Annotated in this window: 14 protein-coding genes; all 14 read right to left on the minus strand. The window is 35.4% G+C overall.

The window, feature by feature from the left end; all coding sequences use genetic code 11:
- Window positions 1-80: 80 nt before the first annotated feature.
- Window positions 81-527: a GatB/YqeY domain-containing protein gene (locus tag OEA66_RS12900; RefSeq protein ID WP_267281762.1), complete on the minus strand. Its 447-nt coding sequence runs from the start codon at window positions 525-527 to the stop codon at window positions 81-83.
- 94 nt (window positions 528-621) lie between these two features.
- A complete protein-coding gene (gene ftsZ, locus OEA66_RS12905) occupies window positions 622-2,523 on the minus strand; it encodes a cell division protein FtsZ (protein WP_267281763.1) in 1,902 nt (633 codons plus the stop codon).
- Window positions 2,524-2,626: 103 nt separating this feature from the next.
- The gene (ftsA, locus tag OEA66_RS12910; protein ID WP_267281764.1) at window positions 2,627-4,015 is read right to left on the minus strand and encodes a cell division protein FtsA; all 1,389 of its coding nucleotides are present in this window, start codon (window positions 4,013-4,015) and stop codon (window positions 2,627-2,629) included.
- 123 nt (window positions 4,016-4,138) lie between these two features.
- The gene (locus OEA66_RS12915; RefSeq protein ID WP_267281765.1) at window positions 4,139-5,104 is read right to left on the minus strand and encodes a cell division protein FtsQ/DivIB; all 966 of its coding nucleotides are present in this window, start codon (window positions 5,102-5,104) and stop codon (window positions 4,139-4,141) included.
- A gap of 78 nt (window positions 5,105-5,182) precedes the next feature.
- Window positions 5,183-6,541, minus strand: a complete 1,359-nt coding sequence (murC, locus tag OEA66_RS12920) for a UDP-N-acetylmuramate--L-alanine ligase (protein WP_267282008.1) — start codon at window positions 6,539-6,541, stop codon at window positions 5,183-5,185.
- 74 nt (window positions 6,542-6,615) lie between these two features.
- Entirely contained in the window at window positions 6,616-7,719 is a 1,104-nt protein-coding gene (murG, locus tag OEA66_RS12925; protein ID WP_267281766.1) for an undecaprenyldiphospho-muramoylpentapeptide beta-N-acetylglucosaminyltransferase, read from the minus strand.
- 10 nt (window positions 7,720-7,729) lie between these two features.
- Window positions 7,730-7,972: a hypothetical protein gene (locus OEA66_RS12930; protein WP_267281767.1), complete on the minus strand. Its 243-nt coding sequence runs from the start codon at window positions 7,970-7,972 to the stop codon at window positions 7,730-7,732.
- A gap of 11 nt (window positions 7,973-7,983) precedes the next feature.
- The gene (locus OEA66_RS12935; protein WP_267281768.1) at window positions 7,984-9,225 is read right to left on the minus strand and encodes an FtsW/RodA/SpoVE family cell cycle protein; all 1,242 of its coding nucleotides are present in this window, start codon (window positions 9,223-9,225) and stop codon (window positions 7,984-7,986) included.
- A gap of 22 nt (window positions 9,226-9,247) precedes the next feature.
- Window positions 9,248-10,585, minus strand: coding sequence for a UDP-N-acetylmuramoyl-L-alanine--D-glutamate ligase (murD, locus tag OEA66_RS12940; protein WP_267281769.1), 1,338 nt, complete (start codon window positions 10,583-10,585; stop codon window positions 9,248-9,250).
- A gap of 55 nt (window positions 10,586-10,640) precedes the next feature.
- Window positions 10,641-11,882, minus strand: a complete 1,242-nt coding sequence (gene mraY / locus OEA66_RS12945; protein ID WP_267281770.1) for a phospho-N-acetylmuramoyl-pentapeptide-transferase — start codon at window positions 11,880-11,882, stop codon at window positions 10,641-10,643.
- A gap of 81 nt (window positions 11,883-11,963) precedes the next feature.
- Window positions 11,964-13,424 (minus strand): UDP-N-acetylmuramoyl-L-alanyl-D-glutamate--2,6-diaminopimelate ligase, encoded by a 1,461-nt coding sequence (locus OEA66_RS12950; protein WP_267281771.1) that lies wholly within the window; start codon window positions 13,422-13,424, stop codon window positions 11,964-11,966.
- A gap of 50 nt (window positions 13,425-13,474) precedes the next feature.
- Window positions 13,475-15,466: a penicillin-binding transpeptidase domain-containing protein gene (locus OEA66_RS12955; RefSeq protein ID WP_267281772.1), complete on the minus strand. Its 1,992-nt coding sequence runs from the start codon at window positions 15,464-15,466 to the stop codon at window positions 13,475-13,477.
- Window positions 15,450-15,815, minus strand: coding sequence for an FtsL-like putative cell division protein (locus tag OEA66_RS12960; protein WP_267281773.1), 366 nt, complete (start codon window positions 15,813-15,815; stop codon window positions 15,450-15,452). The genes OEA66_RS12955 and OEA66_RS12960 overlap by 17 nt, the downstream gene beginning before the upstream one ends.
- 119 nt (window positions 15,816-15,934) lie before the next feature.
- Window positions 15,935-16,828, minus strand: a complete 894-nt coding sequence (gene rsmH / locus OEA66_RS12965; protein WP_267281774.1) for a 16S rRNA (cytosine(1402)-N(4))-methyltransferase RsmH — start codon at window positions 16,826-16,828, stop codon at window positions 15,935-15,937.
- Between the last annotated feature and the right edge of the window lie 7 nt (window positions 16,829-16,835).

The raw sequence follows: 16,835 nt of genomic DNA on the forward strand, positions 1-16,835 counted from the left end.
TTTTTTAATAGTTGATGGGTTTTTGTTGTTTGTTGATAGGTTTGAATCCAGCAACCAACAACTATAAACAATCAACCAAATTATGAAAGCAGCTTTTTCGCCATCTCGGAAATACTTTTTCCGTCAGATTTTCCAGCTAGATTTTTTGAGGCTACTCCCATTACTTTTCCTAAATCTTTCATCGATTCAGCACCAGTTTCAGCAATAATGTTTTTTATTTCTGCTTCTAATTCTTCAGAAGACAATTGTGCCGGTAAAAATTTCTCAATAACTTTCATTTGAGCATCTTCCACTTCTGCCAAATCGCTTCTTCCCTGAGCCGTAAATTGCTCGTAAGAATCTTTACGCTGCTTGATCATTCTCTGAAGAATGGCAATTTCCTGCTCTTCAGAAACCTCAGCTCCTAAAGCTTCAGTTTTCAACAGTAATATCTGTGATTTCACAGCGCGAAGAGAATCTAAAGCTACTCTGTCTTTAGCTCTCATTGCTGTTTTTATCGCTTCGCTTATTATTAATTCTAAACTCATTTTTTTAGCTTTAAGCTTTTAGGCAATAAGCAGTAAGCCTCAATCAACTTTCGAATAGGAAAGCCTATAGCTTACTTCTTATCACTTATAGCAATTAATCTACGTCTTTATTTAAAAATCTGTTTTCTCTGATTTGCATATTTCCATTGTTATCAGACAGATAGCTGTTGATATTTTGGTCTGATGCGTTGCTTCCATCGATAGAAATATTCTTTCTTTTGAAAGCCGGAACAGATTCAAACTCATTCGCATTATCAAAATTTTGGTAACGAGAATTGAATTCTTTTAATTTATTTCTTCTTTCTACAACTCTTTCCTGATCTGCAGGCTTATTTACGAATGTAAATTCACTTTCAGTCTGTCTCGGAGTTTCAATTTCAGTTCTGTTTTGGAAAACCGGTTTTTCTTCAACCTTAATTTCTTCTTTAGGCTGATAAAAATTCTCAATCTTTGGAGCAACCTCTTCTACCGTTTGTGTAAAAGTTTCAAACTCATTTTTTGGCTGTCCGAAATCTGATTTAGGTTCTACAATTGGCTCGTTTACCGTAAAGTTGAATTCCACAGGTTTCTCATTTGAAAAGCTGTTTGTGAAAGACTCGTTTTTTGGCTCTTCCTTTTTGTTTTCAAAATCAAAAGAGAACGACTGAATTTCTAAATCATTAGGATCATCATCGAAAGAGAAAAGACTTACGTTATCTTCTTCGCCAGATTCTTCATTTCTCCAGCTTTGAATTGGGCTTTCTAATGTATCTTGTTCTCTATCAGAGAATTTCATTTCGGTTCTAATCTCTTCATCCTCGATAATCATTTTTTTTTCAGTAGAAGACATCTTAAACTGTGGCGCATCTCTTTCTTCATCATCCAATCTGAAAAGATTTTTACCTCCAAAATCATATCCTTGTTCAGGCGTAGTTTCTCTTTCTTCTTTGGTTTTAAAAGGAGAAGACTTTGGCGTATCTAAAGCATCGTTCAAACCAATTCTGATTTTCTCAGTTGGCCCTGCAAATTTTTGATTATCATTAGAAAAACCTGTTGCAATGACCAAAACGCTTACTGCATCGCCCAACTCTTCATCTGCACCAACTCCAAAAATAATGTCTGCAGTATGACCTGCTTCTTTCTGGATATAATCCATGATGATTCCGATCTCATCCATTGTAGCTTCTTCTACACCACTTCTGATCAATAACAATACATTTCTTGCGCCTGTAATTTTGTTATCATTCAATAATGGAGAATCCAATGCTTTTCTTACTGCTTCTTCAGCCTTATTTTCGCCTGAAGCCATTCCTGTTGACATTAGTGCTGTACCGGAATTCTGAAGTACAGATTTAGCATCTCTAAAGTCAATATTTACATCAAAATAACCAGTAATAACTTCCGCCATACCTTTTGCAGCGTTTGTTAAAACTTCATCGGCTTTTGAGAATCCTTGTTTGAAACCTAAATTACCAAACTGCTGTCTCAGTTTATCGTTATTGATTACAATTAATGAATCAACATTATTTCTTAATTTTTCAAGACCTAATTCTGCCTGTTCAAGTCTTCTTTTACCTTCAAAACTGAAAGGAACAGTAACGATTCCCACCGTCAAAATTCCCATATCTTTGGCCACTTTAGCAATTACGGGAGCAGCACCGGTTCCTGTTCCACCACCCATTCCTGCGGTAATAAAAACCATTTTGGTGTTTTGTCCCATTGAAGCTTTAATGTCTTCAATACTTTCAATAGCTGCTTTTTCTCCAACTTCAGGATCTGCACCCGCTCCAAGTCCTTCTGTGATAGTAACTCCCAACTGTACTTTGTTTGAAACCGGATTATTATCCAAAGTCTGAGCATCTGTATTACAAATTACGAAATCCACACCGTGAATTCCTTTCTCGTACATGTGTTTCAGTGCGTTGTTTCCACCGCCACCAACACCGATTACTTTAATAATCGACGAATTTCCTTTTGGTAAATCAAATGAAAATCCTTGTGAACCTATATTTTCCATTACTTATATTTTTAATAATTGATAATTGATGAATGATAACCGATGAATGACTAATAATCTATAAGTGATTATCTATTATCATTAATCTTTTACCGTATATATTTTACTCTACTTCTTCAAAGAATTTTTTTACTTTTTCCATCAAAGATTGTCCGAAAGTCAATCTCACTTTTCTCTGTTGCTGTTCTGCTGGAGTTTCGTACTCTTTTACAGGTTCATGAACAGTATGAGTTTGAGTTTCAGTGCTTGCAACGATTGGCTGTTCTTTTGATTCAGCTTTAGTATCAACTTCGATTTCAATTTCGTCTTCTACAGCCGTTGTTTTTTTATCTCTGATTTTTAAACTTTCCATCAGTAAACCGATAGAAGTTGCAAATTCCGGTCCTTTAAGATACTGATTTTTGTCGTTGGCAATATATTCATTTGCGAAACCAATTCTACTATCGAATCCTGTAGTATAATTTGCCAGCTGACGAAGATGCTTCAAGTTTGAACCACCGCCTGTAAGAACAATTCCTGCAATAAGTTTTTTCTTTTGTTCAAAAGCTCCGTAAGCTTTTAATTCAGTGTTGACCATTTCCAAAATTTCCTCCACTCTCGCATTGATGATCTGCGCTAAAGTTTTCAGAGAAATTTCTTTATCGGGTCTTCCGTGAAGACCTGGAATCGTCACAAATGTGCTGTCTTTTTCCAACTCTGGAACTGCAGAACCAAACTTAACCTTTAATTGTTCAGCATGCTTTTCAATAATTGAACAACCTTCTTTGATGTCTTCCGTGATAATTCCGCCTCCGTAAGGTATGACGCAAGTATGACGAATAATATTATCTTTAAAAATAGCAATATCCGTAGTTCCACCACCGATGTCTACAATTGCTACACCTGCTTCTTTCTCTTCTTTAGTTAAAACAGCTTCTGAAGATGCTAAAGGCTCCAAAGTAAGCGCTTCCATCTCCAAACCTGCTTCTCTCACACATCTTGCAATGTTTCTGATACTTCCCATTTGTCCGACGACAACGTGGAAATTGGCTTCCAGACGTTTTCCGTGCATTCCGACAGGCTCCTGAATTTCTCCTTCAGAATCAACCTTATATTCCTGTGGAAGTACGTGAATAATTTCTTCTCCCGGAAGCATTACCAACTTCTTTACCTGATCTTTTAACGCCTCAATATCATCATCCGTGATGAATTTGTCGGGTTTCTCACGCATAATGTAATCTGAATGTTGCAATGAGCGAATGTGCTTTCCTGCAATACCGACAGTTACCTTATGAATTGGAACTCCTGCGCTTGACTGTGCTTCAGACACAGCGGCTTTGATTGAGTTGATGGTTTGTGAAATATTATTCACAATTCCCTTATGAACTCCAAGACTTTTGGCCTTACCAACACCGAGAATTTCTATTTTCCCGTGTGCATTCCTACGTCCTACAATGGCGACAATTTTGGTTGTCCCAATGTCCAGACCTACTGAATACTCTTGATTTTCCATTGTTTTATATCGATTTGATTTAATTCTTATTTAATATTGTCGGCGACTTAATTGCCATTATATATTAATAGGATTTCATCCTATTCTTTAGTAAATCGTCCTTTCAAGGATTGTTTTTCTACACTATTCTATTTTAACCTTTGCTTTTGACTTTGTAGTTGATTTCTTTTCCGTCATTTTATTTTTATCCTTGGGTTTGACGACTGTTTTAGGTTTTGTGTTTTCCTTTGGTTTTAGAGAAGTTGAACTTGCTTTTTTCACTTCCGGTTTAAGATTGACTTCTGCTTTTTTAACAGGCACTGCCGCAACCGGAGTTTTAGCCAAATCTTTATGGCTTGCTTTTAAAATACTGTCGTTTTCTTTAAAATATGGGTTAAGCGTTGTTACAATCTGATTTTGATATTTTACCGAAATCATTTTGTACTTCTGCGGATCCTGAAACACTAAGTATTTTTCAACAAACGTTTTAAAACCTTTTACTTTTAATTCAATATTATCTAAATCTCCAATTTCAACTTTGTAGTTTCCTTCACTTGTAAGGAGGTTGTAGCTGTCTTTATATTTTGAGATTCCAATGAAATATTTTTTACTGAAATCATCTTTATCAATTTTATCAACCAGTTCAGCCAGCTTTTCATATTCATCCTTTTTTACATCTCCCGTTACCAACATGCATGGATGAGAATATGTTCTGGAGATCGGAAATTCTGTGCCTTTTTCGTCTACATAAAAATCGTTTCCGTTGTAATTTAACCTGAAAACCGGAACTCTCTGTTTAATGTCCAAGTTCAGTTTTCCGTTTAAATTTAAATACACATTTGCGCTGTCTACAGCAGGAAGTGCATTGATTTTCTTTTCCAGTTCCGGAATATTCAAATCCCCCACTTTTCCTGACGGATTTTCTTTAATGACGATTTGTTTAATATCTTTTTCATCAATAAAATAAACCGGTGTTTTCTCATTCATTTTTACAGAAATTTTCTCATCCGTAATCTTCTGACCACTGAATTTCTTCAAAGAGAAACTCAGCAGGAAACCAAGAATGATCACTGTGATGGCAATTTTTAAAATTCTGTATTTGTTTTTCATACTTTTTTGTATTCATGTATCAATGTAAAAAGTATTTATGAGCACTGCTTCATTAATACGTTCCCACATTAGTACTTTTTACATTTTATTTAACCACTCACAAATCGGGTCGTACAGCGTATCAATATTTCCTGCACCCACCGTAAGCAAGATGTCAAATTCTTTCTCTTTAATTTTATCAAAAGCTTCAGACAAACCTGAAATTTCCTTTTTGTCTAAAGTCACCTTTTCCAGTAACCAATCTGAAGTGATACCCTCAAAATTTTCCTGAAGTTCTCTTGCAGGATAAATATCTAGCAAAATCAGTTCCTCGGAATTACTTAAACTTTCAGCAAATCCATCTACAAAATCTCTCGTTCTGCTGAACAAATGCGGCTGGAAAACCACTAACAATTTCTTATCAGGATAGAACGTTTTGATCGAACCCACTACAGCATTAATCTCAGTTGGATGATGCGCGTAGTCGTCAATATAAATTTTACCGCCTGGATAAATATGTTTTGTATATCTTCTTTTGATGCCTTTAAAATTGGCAATTGCTTTCTTCAACGTCTCAAAATCAACTCCCAGATTATGCAAAATCCCCAACGCAACCGTAGCATTTTCCACATTATGAATTCCTGGAACATCCCAGACAAAATCTTTTACCGTTTCCGTTGGCGTATGAAAATCAAAATAGATTTTATCATAATCCATACGGAGATTATCTGAATAATAGTCAGCTTCTTCGTTGACGGCGTAGGTTTTATGGGCTCTGCCGATTTCTATTCCTTTTCTTACAAAAAGTTGCTTATCATCAGGAACTAAAGCCGCAAACTGTCTGAAACCTTCTTCAATAGTGTTTTTGTCACCATAAATATCCAAATGATCTGCATCTGTAGAAGTAATCACCGCCCAATCCGGAGAAAGGTTGAGGAAACTTCTGTCGTATTCATCGGCTTCCACCACAGAAAATTCTGTTCCGTTAAACAGGAAATTTGATTTAAAATTCTCAGAAATTCCGCCTAAGAAACATGAGAAAGGCAAATCTGCTTCTTTACACAAATGTGATACCAAGGTCGACGTTGTTGTCTTTCCATGTGTTCCTGCAACGGCGATACAATTTGTATTTTCGGTTATTAAGCCTAAAACTTTTGCACGCTTTAAAACTTCAAAATCATTTTCATTAAAATAATCTAAGATCCCCAGTTTTTTGATTGCCGGAGTATATATTACCAATGTTTTTTCTTTCTCAAGCGTAGTTATTTTATCATCAATAATATCATCGAAAACAATATCAATACCTTCGCTCATCAGCAATTGAGTCAGTTTTGTGTTGGTTTTATCATAGCCCAAAACATTCTTGCCCGAAGCATGGAAGTAGCGCGCCAAAGCACTCATCCCGATACCTCCGATTCCGACGAAGTAAAAATTTTGATATGTTTCTAAATTGTTCATTCTTTTTGCTTGTATTATTGTATTCATGCAAAATGTATTTATGATTTCATTAGTACATTTTACATTGGTACTTTTTACATTTGATTAAAAATCTCATCCACAATCTCCTTCGCCGCATTGGGTTTGGCAAAATATTTCAGATTGTCTGACATTTCTTTTCTTACATTTTCGTTTTCGCAGATTTCTGAAAGTGTATTCCAGAATTTTTCCTGCATTTCAGCATCTTTCACCATTCTCGCGGCGTTTTTTTCAACCAGATTCATCGCATTTTTGGTCTGATGATCTTCCGCAGCTGTTGGTAAAGGAACCAAGATTACCGGTTTTTTTGCCATTGCCAATTCTGAAATAGCAATTGCTCCCGCTCTGGAAACAATCACGTCAGCCGCTGAATAAGCCGTTGCCATGTCGGAAATAAATTCTTTTAACTGAATTTGAGATTTGAGGTTTGAAATTTGAGATTCGCCACTCAATTCCCTGTAATCTAATTTTCCGGTTTGCCAAATCAATTGATAACCTTTTTCCTGTAATCTGTCCAAATTGTACTTCCAACCGTTGTTTAAAGTTCTTGAGCCTTGAGAACCACCCACTGAAAGAATTGTCAGTTTATTCTTATCCAAACCTAATTTTTCCTTTGCGCTTTCTAAGTCCGTTAAATTTGAAATCACATTGTGACGAACCGGATTTCCAAGGAAAAAAGTTTTTGTTCCATGAAAAAACTTCTCCATATTCGGATAGGCTGTAAAAATTGCTTTCGCTTTTTTACTGTTTGCCGTATTTGTTTTCCCCGGAAGAGAATTCTGTTCCTGAATGAAAGTAGGAATTCCCATTTTAGCTGCCATAAACAATGCTGGTCCGCTTGCAAAACCGCCTGTTCCAACTGCAAAGTCAGGTCTAAACTCTTTAATAATTTTTTTTGCTTTAATCAAACTTGAAATGAGTTTGAAAGGCAATCCTATATTTTTCAGCAGATTTCCTCTGTCAAAACCTGCTATGTTTAAACCTTCGATTTTGTAGCCAGCCTGCGGAACTTTTTCCATCTCCATTTTTCCGTTGGCACCAATGAACAAAAATTCTGCATCAGGAAATCTTTTTTTGATCTCATCTGCAATAGCAATTGCCGGAAAGATATGTCCTCCTGTTCCGCCGCCGCTTAATAATACTTTTAGTTTTTTGTTCATCCTATCGATTTTAAGCTGTAGGTTGATTTTCAATTAAATCAATAAATTCTACATCGACCAAAATTTCTTTTTCAGCATCAATTTCTTTCTCAGAAATAGACTTTACGGTATACATAGAATCGTTGAGCTCAATAACTTCGCCGACTTCCAATCTAAAAGTTTCAAGAAAACTGCCGATATTCTCGTTGGTATCAATAACTACAGGATTCTCTGAGTTTTTGTTATCGGTAAACGTAATTTTTCTTATTTCCATTTTAATTTTTTTTAAGCAATATCATTGATCTCGACGATGCTTTGTTTTTTGCCCATTCCTTCTTCATCATAGATTTGGATTCTTGAGCTTATATTTAAAATAATTCCAAGTTGGATGTAGGTTACTAACATGGATGTTCCTCCATAACTTATCAGCGGCAATGGCTGTCCTGTTACGGGAATTAAATTCACGGCAACGGCAATATTTACTGCTAATTGTATAAAAATCATCACTCCGAGACTGAGAACGAGTAACGAGCCGAAAAATGCGGGCATTTTACTTGCTATCATTACAATCCGGACAATCATTATCAAATACATACTGATGAGAAATCCGGCTCCTATTAATCCATATTCTTCAACAATTACTGCAAAAATAAAATCGGAAGCAGACTGCGGAAGCATTTGTTTTAATGCAGATTTCCCTGGTCCCATTCCGGTAATTCCACCGTGAACGATGGCAGCTTTGGCCTGCATTACCTGATAGTTTTTTGCTTTTACGCTTTCATCATCAACATCTGCAGATTTTGCTTTACTTGAAGTAAATGTTTCGATACGGCTCATCCATGTATGAACACGGTTTCCACCGATTAAATTTGTATTCAGAGCAATTAATAAAAACAAGGCAATGGCAACAAATGATGCAGATATAAATCCTGCAATGTACTTCCAGTGTAGCTGTCCGATAACCAAAACAATTACAGAAACCATTAAAATCATTAAAGCAGTCGATCCATTATCTTTTGCCACCAAAACGAAAACCAATAAAATCGGTCCGAAAATGTACATCACATTCTCTATTGGAAGTCTCTCTCTCGTAATCTTTTTGGTTAAATATCTACACAAATAAATAATCAACATTAAAAAAGCAAAAGACGAAGGCTGAAACGAAATCGGTGTTCCCGGAATTTTCAACCATCTTGAAGCACTCGCTCCGTCAATAGTTTGCCCGGTAAACATCGTGACAATCAACAGAATAATCATTAAACCCAACATAATACTGCTGAGTTTTCCCATATATTCATACTTCACCGTTCCGACAAGCCTCATAATTGCCAAACCTAAAACTACAAAGAACATATGTTTCATAACGTGACCTGTTGTAGTTCCGTTGTTTACAATATATTCTAAGTTTGAACTTGCAGAATATACCGGGAAAATAGAGAAAATGGAGATCACAAGAATGACCATCCAAAGTACTTTATCGCCCTTCAGAAATTCGAATCTGCTTTCTTCTATATTCTGTTCGTTCATAATGTTTGCTATTCGCTTTTGGCTAATTGCTATTGGCTTTTAAAACCTGCTCTTTAAATTGATGACCTCTGTCTTCATAACTTTTGAAAAGATCAAAGCTTGCACAACATGGTGAAAGTAAAACTGTATCTCCATTTTTAACTAAAGATTTTGACGTTTTCACTGCTTCTTCCATGCTTGAAGTACTGTAAATGAATTCCTTTTTATCTTTAAAGAAATCGACGATTTTATGATTATCAATTCCTAAGCAAACAATTGCTTTTACTTTTCTTTTAACTAATTCTTCAATTTCGGTATAATCATTTCCTTTATCTACACCTCCAACAATCCAAACCGTAGGGTTTTTCATGCTTTCTAAAGCATAATACGTTGCATTTACATTAGTCGCTTTGCTATCGTTGATGTATTTCACACCTTCGATTTCTGTAACAACTTCCAATCTGTGCTCAACTGCCTGAAAAGTCATTAATGAATTTCTGATACTTTCATTGTTGATTTCCAATATTTTACCTGCAATTGAAGCTGCCAAACTGTTGGCAACATTATGGTTTCCCAATAAAGACAATTCATCAACTTTCATTGAAAATTCATCTTTTAGTTTCACCACAATTTTATCTTCTTCAACAAAACCTCCTTCTGTCAATTTTTCGTTGGTAGAAAAAGGAATCATTTTCGCTTTAATTTCAAATTTCTCAAGAATATTTTTGCTCATTTCGTCATCTTTATTATAGATGAAAAAATTATCGTTCTCCTGATTCTCAGCAATTCTGAATTTCGCTAAAGCATATTCTTCATAGTTGTAATTGTACTGATCTAAGTGATCTTTAGACAAATTCAACAATAAAGAAATGTACGGTCTGAAATTCTGAATATCATCCAACTGGAAAGAACTTACCTCCAAAACATAATATTCATGGTTTTCATCAGCAACCTGCTTTGCAAAACTGTACCCTATATTTCCGCCTAAACCCACATTTAGTCCGTCGTTCTTCAGTATATAATAGATCAAAGACGTTGTCGTCGTTTTTCCGTTACTTCCTGTGATGGCGATGATTTTTGCATCGGTAAATTCAGAGGCAAACTCAATTTCAGAAGAAAGCCTGATTCCTTTCTCTTGAATTTTGTTGATCATATCTGCCTTTTTCGGAATTCCAGGGCTTTTTACAATCCAGTCTGCGTTGAGAATTCTTTCTTCATCATGGTTTTCTTCTTCAAAGTCAATATCATTCTCAGTCAAAAATTGTTTGTAGTGATCTTTAATGGCACCTTTGTCTGAAAGAAATACTTCCAAACCTTTCTTTTTAGCCAAATAAGCAGCACCACAACCACTTTCTCCTCCTCCTAGAACAACTATTTTCATATAATTTGCTTTATGCATTAAGCTTTAAGCTTTAGCTTATCACTTATTGCTAATTTTATCTCATTTTCAACGTGATGAGACATACAATTGCTAGCATAACCCCTATGATAATCATCCTGTTAACGATTTTACTCTCGTGAAAACCGTCTTTCTGATAATGATGATGTAAAGGTGACATTTTAAACAATCTATTATTTTGGGCGTATTCTAACCCGAATTTTCTTTTTCTATATTTAAAAACAACTACCTGAAGCATTACGGAGATATTTTCAATTAAGAAAATTCCACAAAGCACAGGAATCATCAATTCTTTTCTTAAAATCACAGCTAAAACCGCAATGACTCCGCCTAACATTAAACTTCCGGTATCACCCATAAAAACTTGCGCCGGATAGGTATTGTACCAAAAGAAACCAATCACCGCACCTACCATTGCGACGACAAAAATCGTGGTTTCACCCATGTTTGGAAGGAACATAATGTTCAGATAATCTGCGAAGATGATGTTCCCTGAAACGTAGGTGAAAAATGCAAGTGTCAGTAAAATAACCGTACTTGTTCCCGCTGCAAGACCATCAATTCCGTCGGTTATATTGGCTCCGTTTGAAACTGCCGTAACAATGAAAATAACAACAGGTATGAAAACAATCCAAGCCCATTCGTGAGCATCTTCATCACTCATCCAAAATAAAACACCACTGTAATCAAATTCATTATTTTTTGTAAATGGAACGGTAGAAACGGTGATTTTTTCTGTCGGCATAAAGTTTTGTTCAACATTATTTCTGTTGACCACTTTTGCATCGGCATATTTTCTTTTAACGGTAATATCTGGATGAAAATACATTGTAACTCCGATAATTAGACCTAAACCAACTTGCCCAACAATTTTGAATTTTCCACTTAGTCCGTCTTTATTTTTTTTAATCTTTTTTAAATAATCATCTATAAAACCAATTGCACCCATCCAAATCACCGTCACAATCAAGAGAACGATATAGACATTGGTTATTCTGGTGAACAGCAAAACAGGAATTAATGTTGCAATAATGATGATGAAACCACCCATTGTCGGCGTACCTTCCTTTTGTTTTTGTCCATCTAAACCGAGATCACGCACCAATTCGCCCATTTGTTTTCCTCTAAGATAATTGATGATGTTTTTTCCATAAACAAGAGCAATCATTAAAGACAACAAAACCGACATTCCAGCACGGAATGAAATGTACTTTAACATTCCCATTCCCGGAATGTGGATGCCTTGACTCGTTAGGTATTCGTATAGATAGTATAACATTCTTTATTTTTTTATAAATGATAAATGATTATTGATGAATGATAAAATCAATTAACATTGATCAATTATCGATTATAAATTTTATTTACTCATAAGCTTCCAAAGCTCATTGATTACTTCTTTGTCATCAAAATGATGTTTTACACCATTGATGTCCTGATAATTTTCGTGACCTTTCCCGGCAACGAGGATTATATCTTTCGGTTCGGCAAATTTTATCGCCATTTTTATCGCTTCTCTTCTGTCGGGAATTGAAGTGTATTTGCTGAAGTTCTGAGGTTCAACACCTGTTTCAATTTCTTTTATAATTGCAGTAGGATCCTCCGTTCTTGGGTTGTCAGAAGTAATGATTGCCAAAGTTGATTTCTTTGAGGCAATATTTCCCATTTCAGGTCTTTTTGCGTGATCTCTGTCTCCTCCGCAACCGAAAACGGTGATCAATCTTTCGTTTTTCGTTCTGATGTCATTGATACTATCTAAAACATTTTCTAACGCATCCGGAGTGTGTGCATAATCAACGATGAAGAAAATTCCGCCATCGGATTTGAAGGTTTCAAATCTGCCATTGACTCTTTTCAAAATACTAATTGCCTGAAGAATTTCATCTTGCTCAAAACCTAACTCAGAAGCAATTCCAAAAACTAAAAGTAAGTTGTAAACATTGAATTTACCCGTTAAAGTCGTCCAAAATTCTTTTCCGTTGAAGTTTAACAACATTCCGTTGAAATCAACTTCTAAAGTTCTTCCGTGATAATCTGCCATCGTTTTCAAAGCGTAAGATTTTTTCTTGGCTTTGGTATTTTGAAGCATCACATTTCCATTTTTGTCATCAACGTTGGTGATGGCAATGGCTCCATCATTTAATTCGTCAAAAAATCTTTTTTTCGTTTTTAAATACTCATCAAATGTTTTATGATAATCTAAATGATCGTGTGTAAGATTGGTAAATCCTGCTATTTTAAAGTTTAAACCTTCAATTCTGTTTTGAGAAATTCCGTGTGAGCTTACTTCCATAAAGGCAAATTCACACCCTTGCTCAACAGCTTTAGCCAAAATCTGATTAATCGTAATCACATCAGGAGTAGTATGTGTTGCTGGAATGATTTCATCTCCGATTCTAATTTCAACTGTAGAAAGCAAAGCCGAATTATATCCTAAATTTTTAAAAACATCAAAAAGCAATGTAGAAACAGAGGTTTTACCATTGGTTCCGGTCACTCCGATTAATTTTAATTTCTCAGAAGGATTTCCGTAAAAATTGGAAGCTAAATGTGCCAAAGTTTTTGATGAATCGTTTACTTTAATATAGGTAATATTTTCATCTAAATTCTTTGGTAAATCTTCACAAACAATTGTTTTTGCACCTTTCTCAACTGATGATGCAATAAATGAATGTCCGTCTGCAACTGTTCCCTTCAGTGCAATGTAGAGTGAATTTTCTGAAACTTTTCTACTGTCGAAAACCAATGCAGAAACTTCACGATCATTATCACCGTGAATTTCTAATACTGGAATTCTGTTTAATAATTCAACTAATTGCATTGTTAATGCTTTTATTTTATCTTAATAATTTATCCTTTCAGGACTCTTTTTTAATTCTGCAGAGACAAATAAATCCTCTGATTTTTACTGATCGTTGTACCTTGTAAAGGGAATTGTTCTTTAATTCTTCCAACGCCTTTAAAGTCTACACGATATCCTAAATTTTCCAATTGCGGAATTACGTTTTTACCGATTAATCCAACCACACTCGGCATTTGCTTATTGTTTACTGCTACCTTTACATTTGGCTCAACCATTTTATTCAGATTGACCTTTCTATCGACAAGCATTTCTTTTTCAACATTTTGAGGTGTTTTAAGAAAAGTTTTACCCGCAATTTCTTTAAAAACAGGCGCGGAAACCGTACCTCCGTAAAATCCTTTTGCCGTATTTGGCTCGCTGATCATCACATAACACGTATATTTCGGATTATCTGCCGGATAAAAACCTGCAAATGACGCTCTGTATTTCATCGGACCTGGAAGCCAGTATTCGAATCTTGCAGTTCCTGTTTTTCCTGCCATTTTTAAATTTGGCGTGAAAATACTTCTTCCAGTTCCTTTTTCAACAGCTTTGGTTAAAGCATCGGTCATCATTTTTACAGCTTTTTCTGAAGCCATCTTCTTCACCATTACCTGAGTCTGAGCCTCAAAAGTAACTTTCCCATTCTGCATAATTTTGTCGATGAAAAGCGGTTTTACCATTTTACCTTTATTGGCAATTCCATTATAAAAAGTAGCAAGCTGCAAAACATTAATATTGGTTCCATAACCAAATCCTATGGAAGCCAACGCTCCCGCATTCCATCTTTTGCTTTGTGGCGTAAGATTGTTTGGCTTCGTGATTCCCGGAAGTTCAATATCCATTTTATCGAATAATTTCCATCTTCTTAAATGATCCAAGAAAATCTCCGGCTTCTCAGCATAGTATTTTGTGATCAATTTTGCTGTTCCAACATTACTTGATTTAGCCAAAACATCAGAAATATCATAAGTTCCGCCACCATGCCCGTCTGTAATCCTCTGTTTTGCATACACCCAGATTCCGTTTCCTACATTTACCGTAGTATTTTCATCAATAAAACCGTCATCCATCGCAGCTAAAAGCGAAACTACTTTAAAAGTCGATCCTGGTTCGATATTATCTTTTATGGCGTAGTTGTAGGCATCAACATAGTTTCCTTCCTCATCTTTTCGAAGGTTTACCATAGCGCGAACTTTTCCGGTTTCCACTTCCATTACAATTACAGTTCCGTGCTTCGCTTCGAAATTCACGAGTTGTTTCTGCAGTGCTGAATGCGCAATATCCTGAATTCTAAGATCTAAAGTTGTATAAACATCTTGTCCATCTGTTGGTTCGCTAACTTTCCAGTAATCAATTGGTTTCCATTGAGAAGAATTAACTCTTTGCTCCAATCTGCTTCCGTCAATTCCTGTAAGATATTTTGAAAAAGCCCCTTCAAGTCCCGCTTTTGCGACACCATTGTCGATTCCTATTGTTCCGGAACCAATTTCAGAAGTGGCCAATTCACGTTTGTAATTTCTGTCAACGATAAATCCGCCTTTATTTTTACCTCTTTTAAAAATCGGAAATTTTCTGATTCTGTCATACTGATCAAAATCTAACCCTTTTACTAAAGAATAATACTGGTTTTTATGTTTCTTCTGCTCATCAAATCTTTTTCTGAAATCAGCTCTCGGTTTACCAAACATTTTGCTTAAAGAATCTGTAAGCGCACCAATATTATTGCTGTAAACAGTATCTTTTATGGTTTTAAAATCAAGAAAAATATCGTAGCGCATCACCGTTGTTGCCAAAATCGATCCATCTGATGCAAAAAGGTTTCCACGAGCCGCTTTTAAAGTTGCAGTACGGTAATTGCTGTTGATGTAATCGTCTTTAATTTCCTGTACATTGGTATTCTGAAGAACAACAATTCTTGCTAAAAACATTACGAATATGCATAAAGCAACAGTTGCGAACAGGTAACCCCATCGCAATGTTTTCTTTCTTTTGTTATCGTAATCATTTTGTTTTTGCATCGGTACTATCCAATTTTATTAACAATTTATGTGGGTGACTTTCTAAAGTCATCAATGAATCTACGGCGACTTCCTTACCCAATTCAGACTCCATTTTCACTTTGATCAGCTTGCTTTGTGCGTAAGCATTTCTCGATTTATACTCTTCTGTTTCTTCTTTTAAAGCGTTGACAATTTTTATTTTTTTGTTGACTAAATGATTGCTGTAAATCATTGCCATCATCAAAACAAACAACAACAGGAAAAATTTGTAATGAACTTTTATTTCATCACGGTTCAGGAAATTTCCTTTTATAATGTCTATAAAAGTTAATCTTTTCTGAGGGCGATTTGTTGTTCTTTTTGCCAAAGACTTTGTCTTTTTATTTAAATTATGATCAATTTGCTTTGCCGTGAATTCACTTCGTTTGTCAATTGTGAATTTTTCAACATTTTAAAATTGACTTTTCACCATTCACTTATTCACCTTTACAATTTAATTCCAGTTCTCATTTTAGCACTTCTGGCTCTTGAGTTTTCTTCAATTTCCTTATCATCAGGAATTATTGCTTTGCTCTTTACCAATTCGAATGCTTTTTCATAATTTCCGTAGATATCCCGTTGCGGCTCACCTTCAAACATTCCGTTTTTCAGAAATCTTTTTACCAAGCGGTCTTCCAGAGAGTGATAAGAAATTACCACTAATCTTCCTCCCGGTTTTAACATTTTATAAGACTGAACCAACATTTCTTTTAAAACATCAAGCTCCTGATTTACTTCAATTCTTATTGCCTGAAACAGCTGTGCATAAAATTTATTCACTTTATGAGGCGGAAGATAACTGAATAGCTTTTTCAGATCATCTGTTGTTTCTATTGTTTTGTTTTTTCTGTGGTGAACAATGTCACGAGCCAATTTTCTCGCTTCCCTCAGCTCACCATAATAATAAAAAATATCTGCTAAAGATTCTTCATCATAATCATTGATCACTTTTTTAGCATCAAGACTTTGCATGACATTCATTCTCATATCAAGCGGTGCATTGCTTCTCGTAGAAAAACCTCTTACTGCCTCATCAAATTGATGTGAAGAAACACCTAAATCAGCCAAAATTCCGTCAACCTGAGAAACTCCGTACATCAGCAAAGAGTTTTCAAGAAATCTGAAATTCTGATTTATCAGTGTAAATTTTGGGTCATCTAACTTATTTTCAAGAGCATCAAGATCCTGATCAAATGCGTATAACTTTCCTTTTTCGGAGAGTCTGTCTATAATTTCGCGTGAATGCCCACCGCCACCAAATGTGCAGTCCACATATATTCCGTCTGGATTCGTCACCAAATCATCCACACTTTGCTTCAATAAAACGGGGTTGTGATACATGCTATAT

This window comes from Chryseobacterium luquanense (genome assembly GCF_026460945.1).
In the GTDB taxonomy this organism is placed as follows: domain Bacteria; phylum Bacteroidota; class Bacteroidia; order Flavobacteriales; family Weeksellaceae; genus Chryseobacterium; species Chryseobacterium luquanense.

Coding starts and splice junctions, on each gene's coding strand:
- ftsZ (WP_267281763.1), bottom strand. CDS start 2,523: ATGGAAAATATAGGTTCACAAGGATTTTCATTTGATTTACCAAAAGGA.
- OEA66_RS12935 (WP_267281768.1), bottom strand. CDS start 9,225: ATGAACGAACAGAATATAGAAGAAAGCAGATTCGAATTTCTGAAGGGC.
- OEA66_RS12955 (WP_267281772.1), bottom strand. CDS start 15,466: ATGCAAAAACAAAATGATTACGATAACAAAAGAAAGAAAACATTGCGA.
- OEA66_RS12900 (WP_267281762.1), bottom strand. CDS start 527: ATGAGTTTAGAATTAATAATAAGCGAAGCGATAAAAACAGCAATGAGA.
- rsmH (WP_267281774.1), bottom strand. CDS start 16,828: ATGTATCACAACCCCGTTTTATTGAAGCAAAGTGTGGATGATTTGGTG.
- OEA66_RS12950 (WP_267281771.1), bottom strand. CDS start 13,424: ATGCAATTAGTTGAATTATTAAACAGAATTCCAGTATTAGAAATTCAC.
- mraY (WP_267281770.1), bottom strand. CDS start 11,882: ATGTTATACTATCTATACGAATACCTAACGAGTCAAGGCATCCACATT.
- murC (WP_267282008.1), bottom strand. CDS start 6,541: ATGAACAATTTAGAAACATATCAAAATTTTTACTTCGTCGGAATCGGA.
- murD (WP_267281769.1), bottom strand. CDS start 10,585: ATGAAAATAGTTGTTCTAGGAGGAGGAGAAAGTGGTTGTGGTGCTGCT.
- OEA66_RS12915 (WP_267281765.1), bottom strand. CDS start 5,104: ATGAAAAACAAATACAGAATTTTAAAAATTGCCATCACAGTGATCATT.
- OEA66_RS12930 (WP_267281767.1), bottom strand. CDS start 7,972: ATGGAAATAAGAAAAATTACGTTTACCGATAACAAAAACTCAGAGAAT.
- ftsA (WP_267281764.1), bottom strand. CDS start 4,015: ATGGAAAATCAAGAGTATTCAGTAGGTCTGGACATTGGGACAACCAAA.
- murG (WP_267281766.1), bottom strand. CDS start 7,719: ATGAACAAAAAACTAAAAGTATTATTAAGCGGCGGCGGAACAGGAGGA.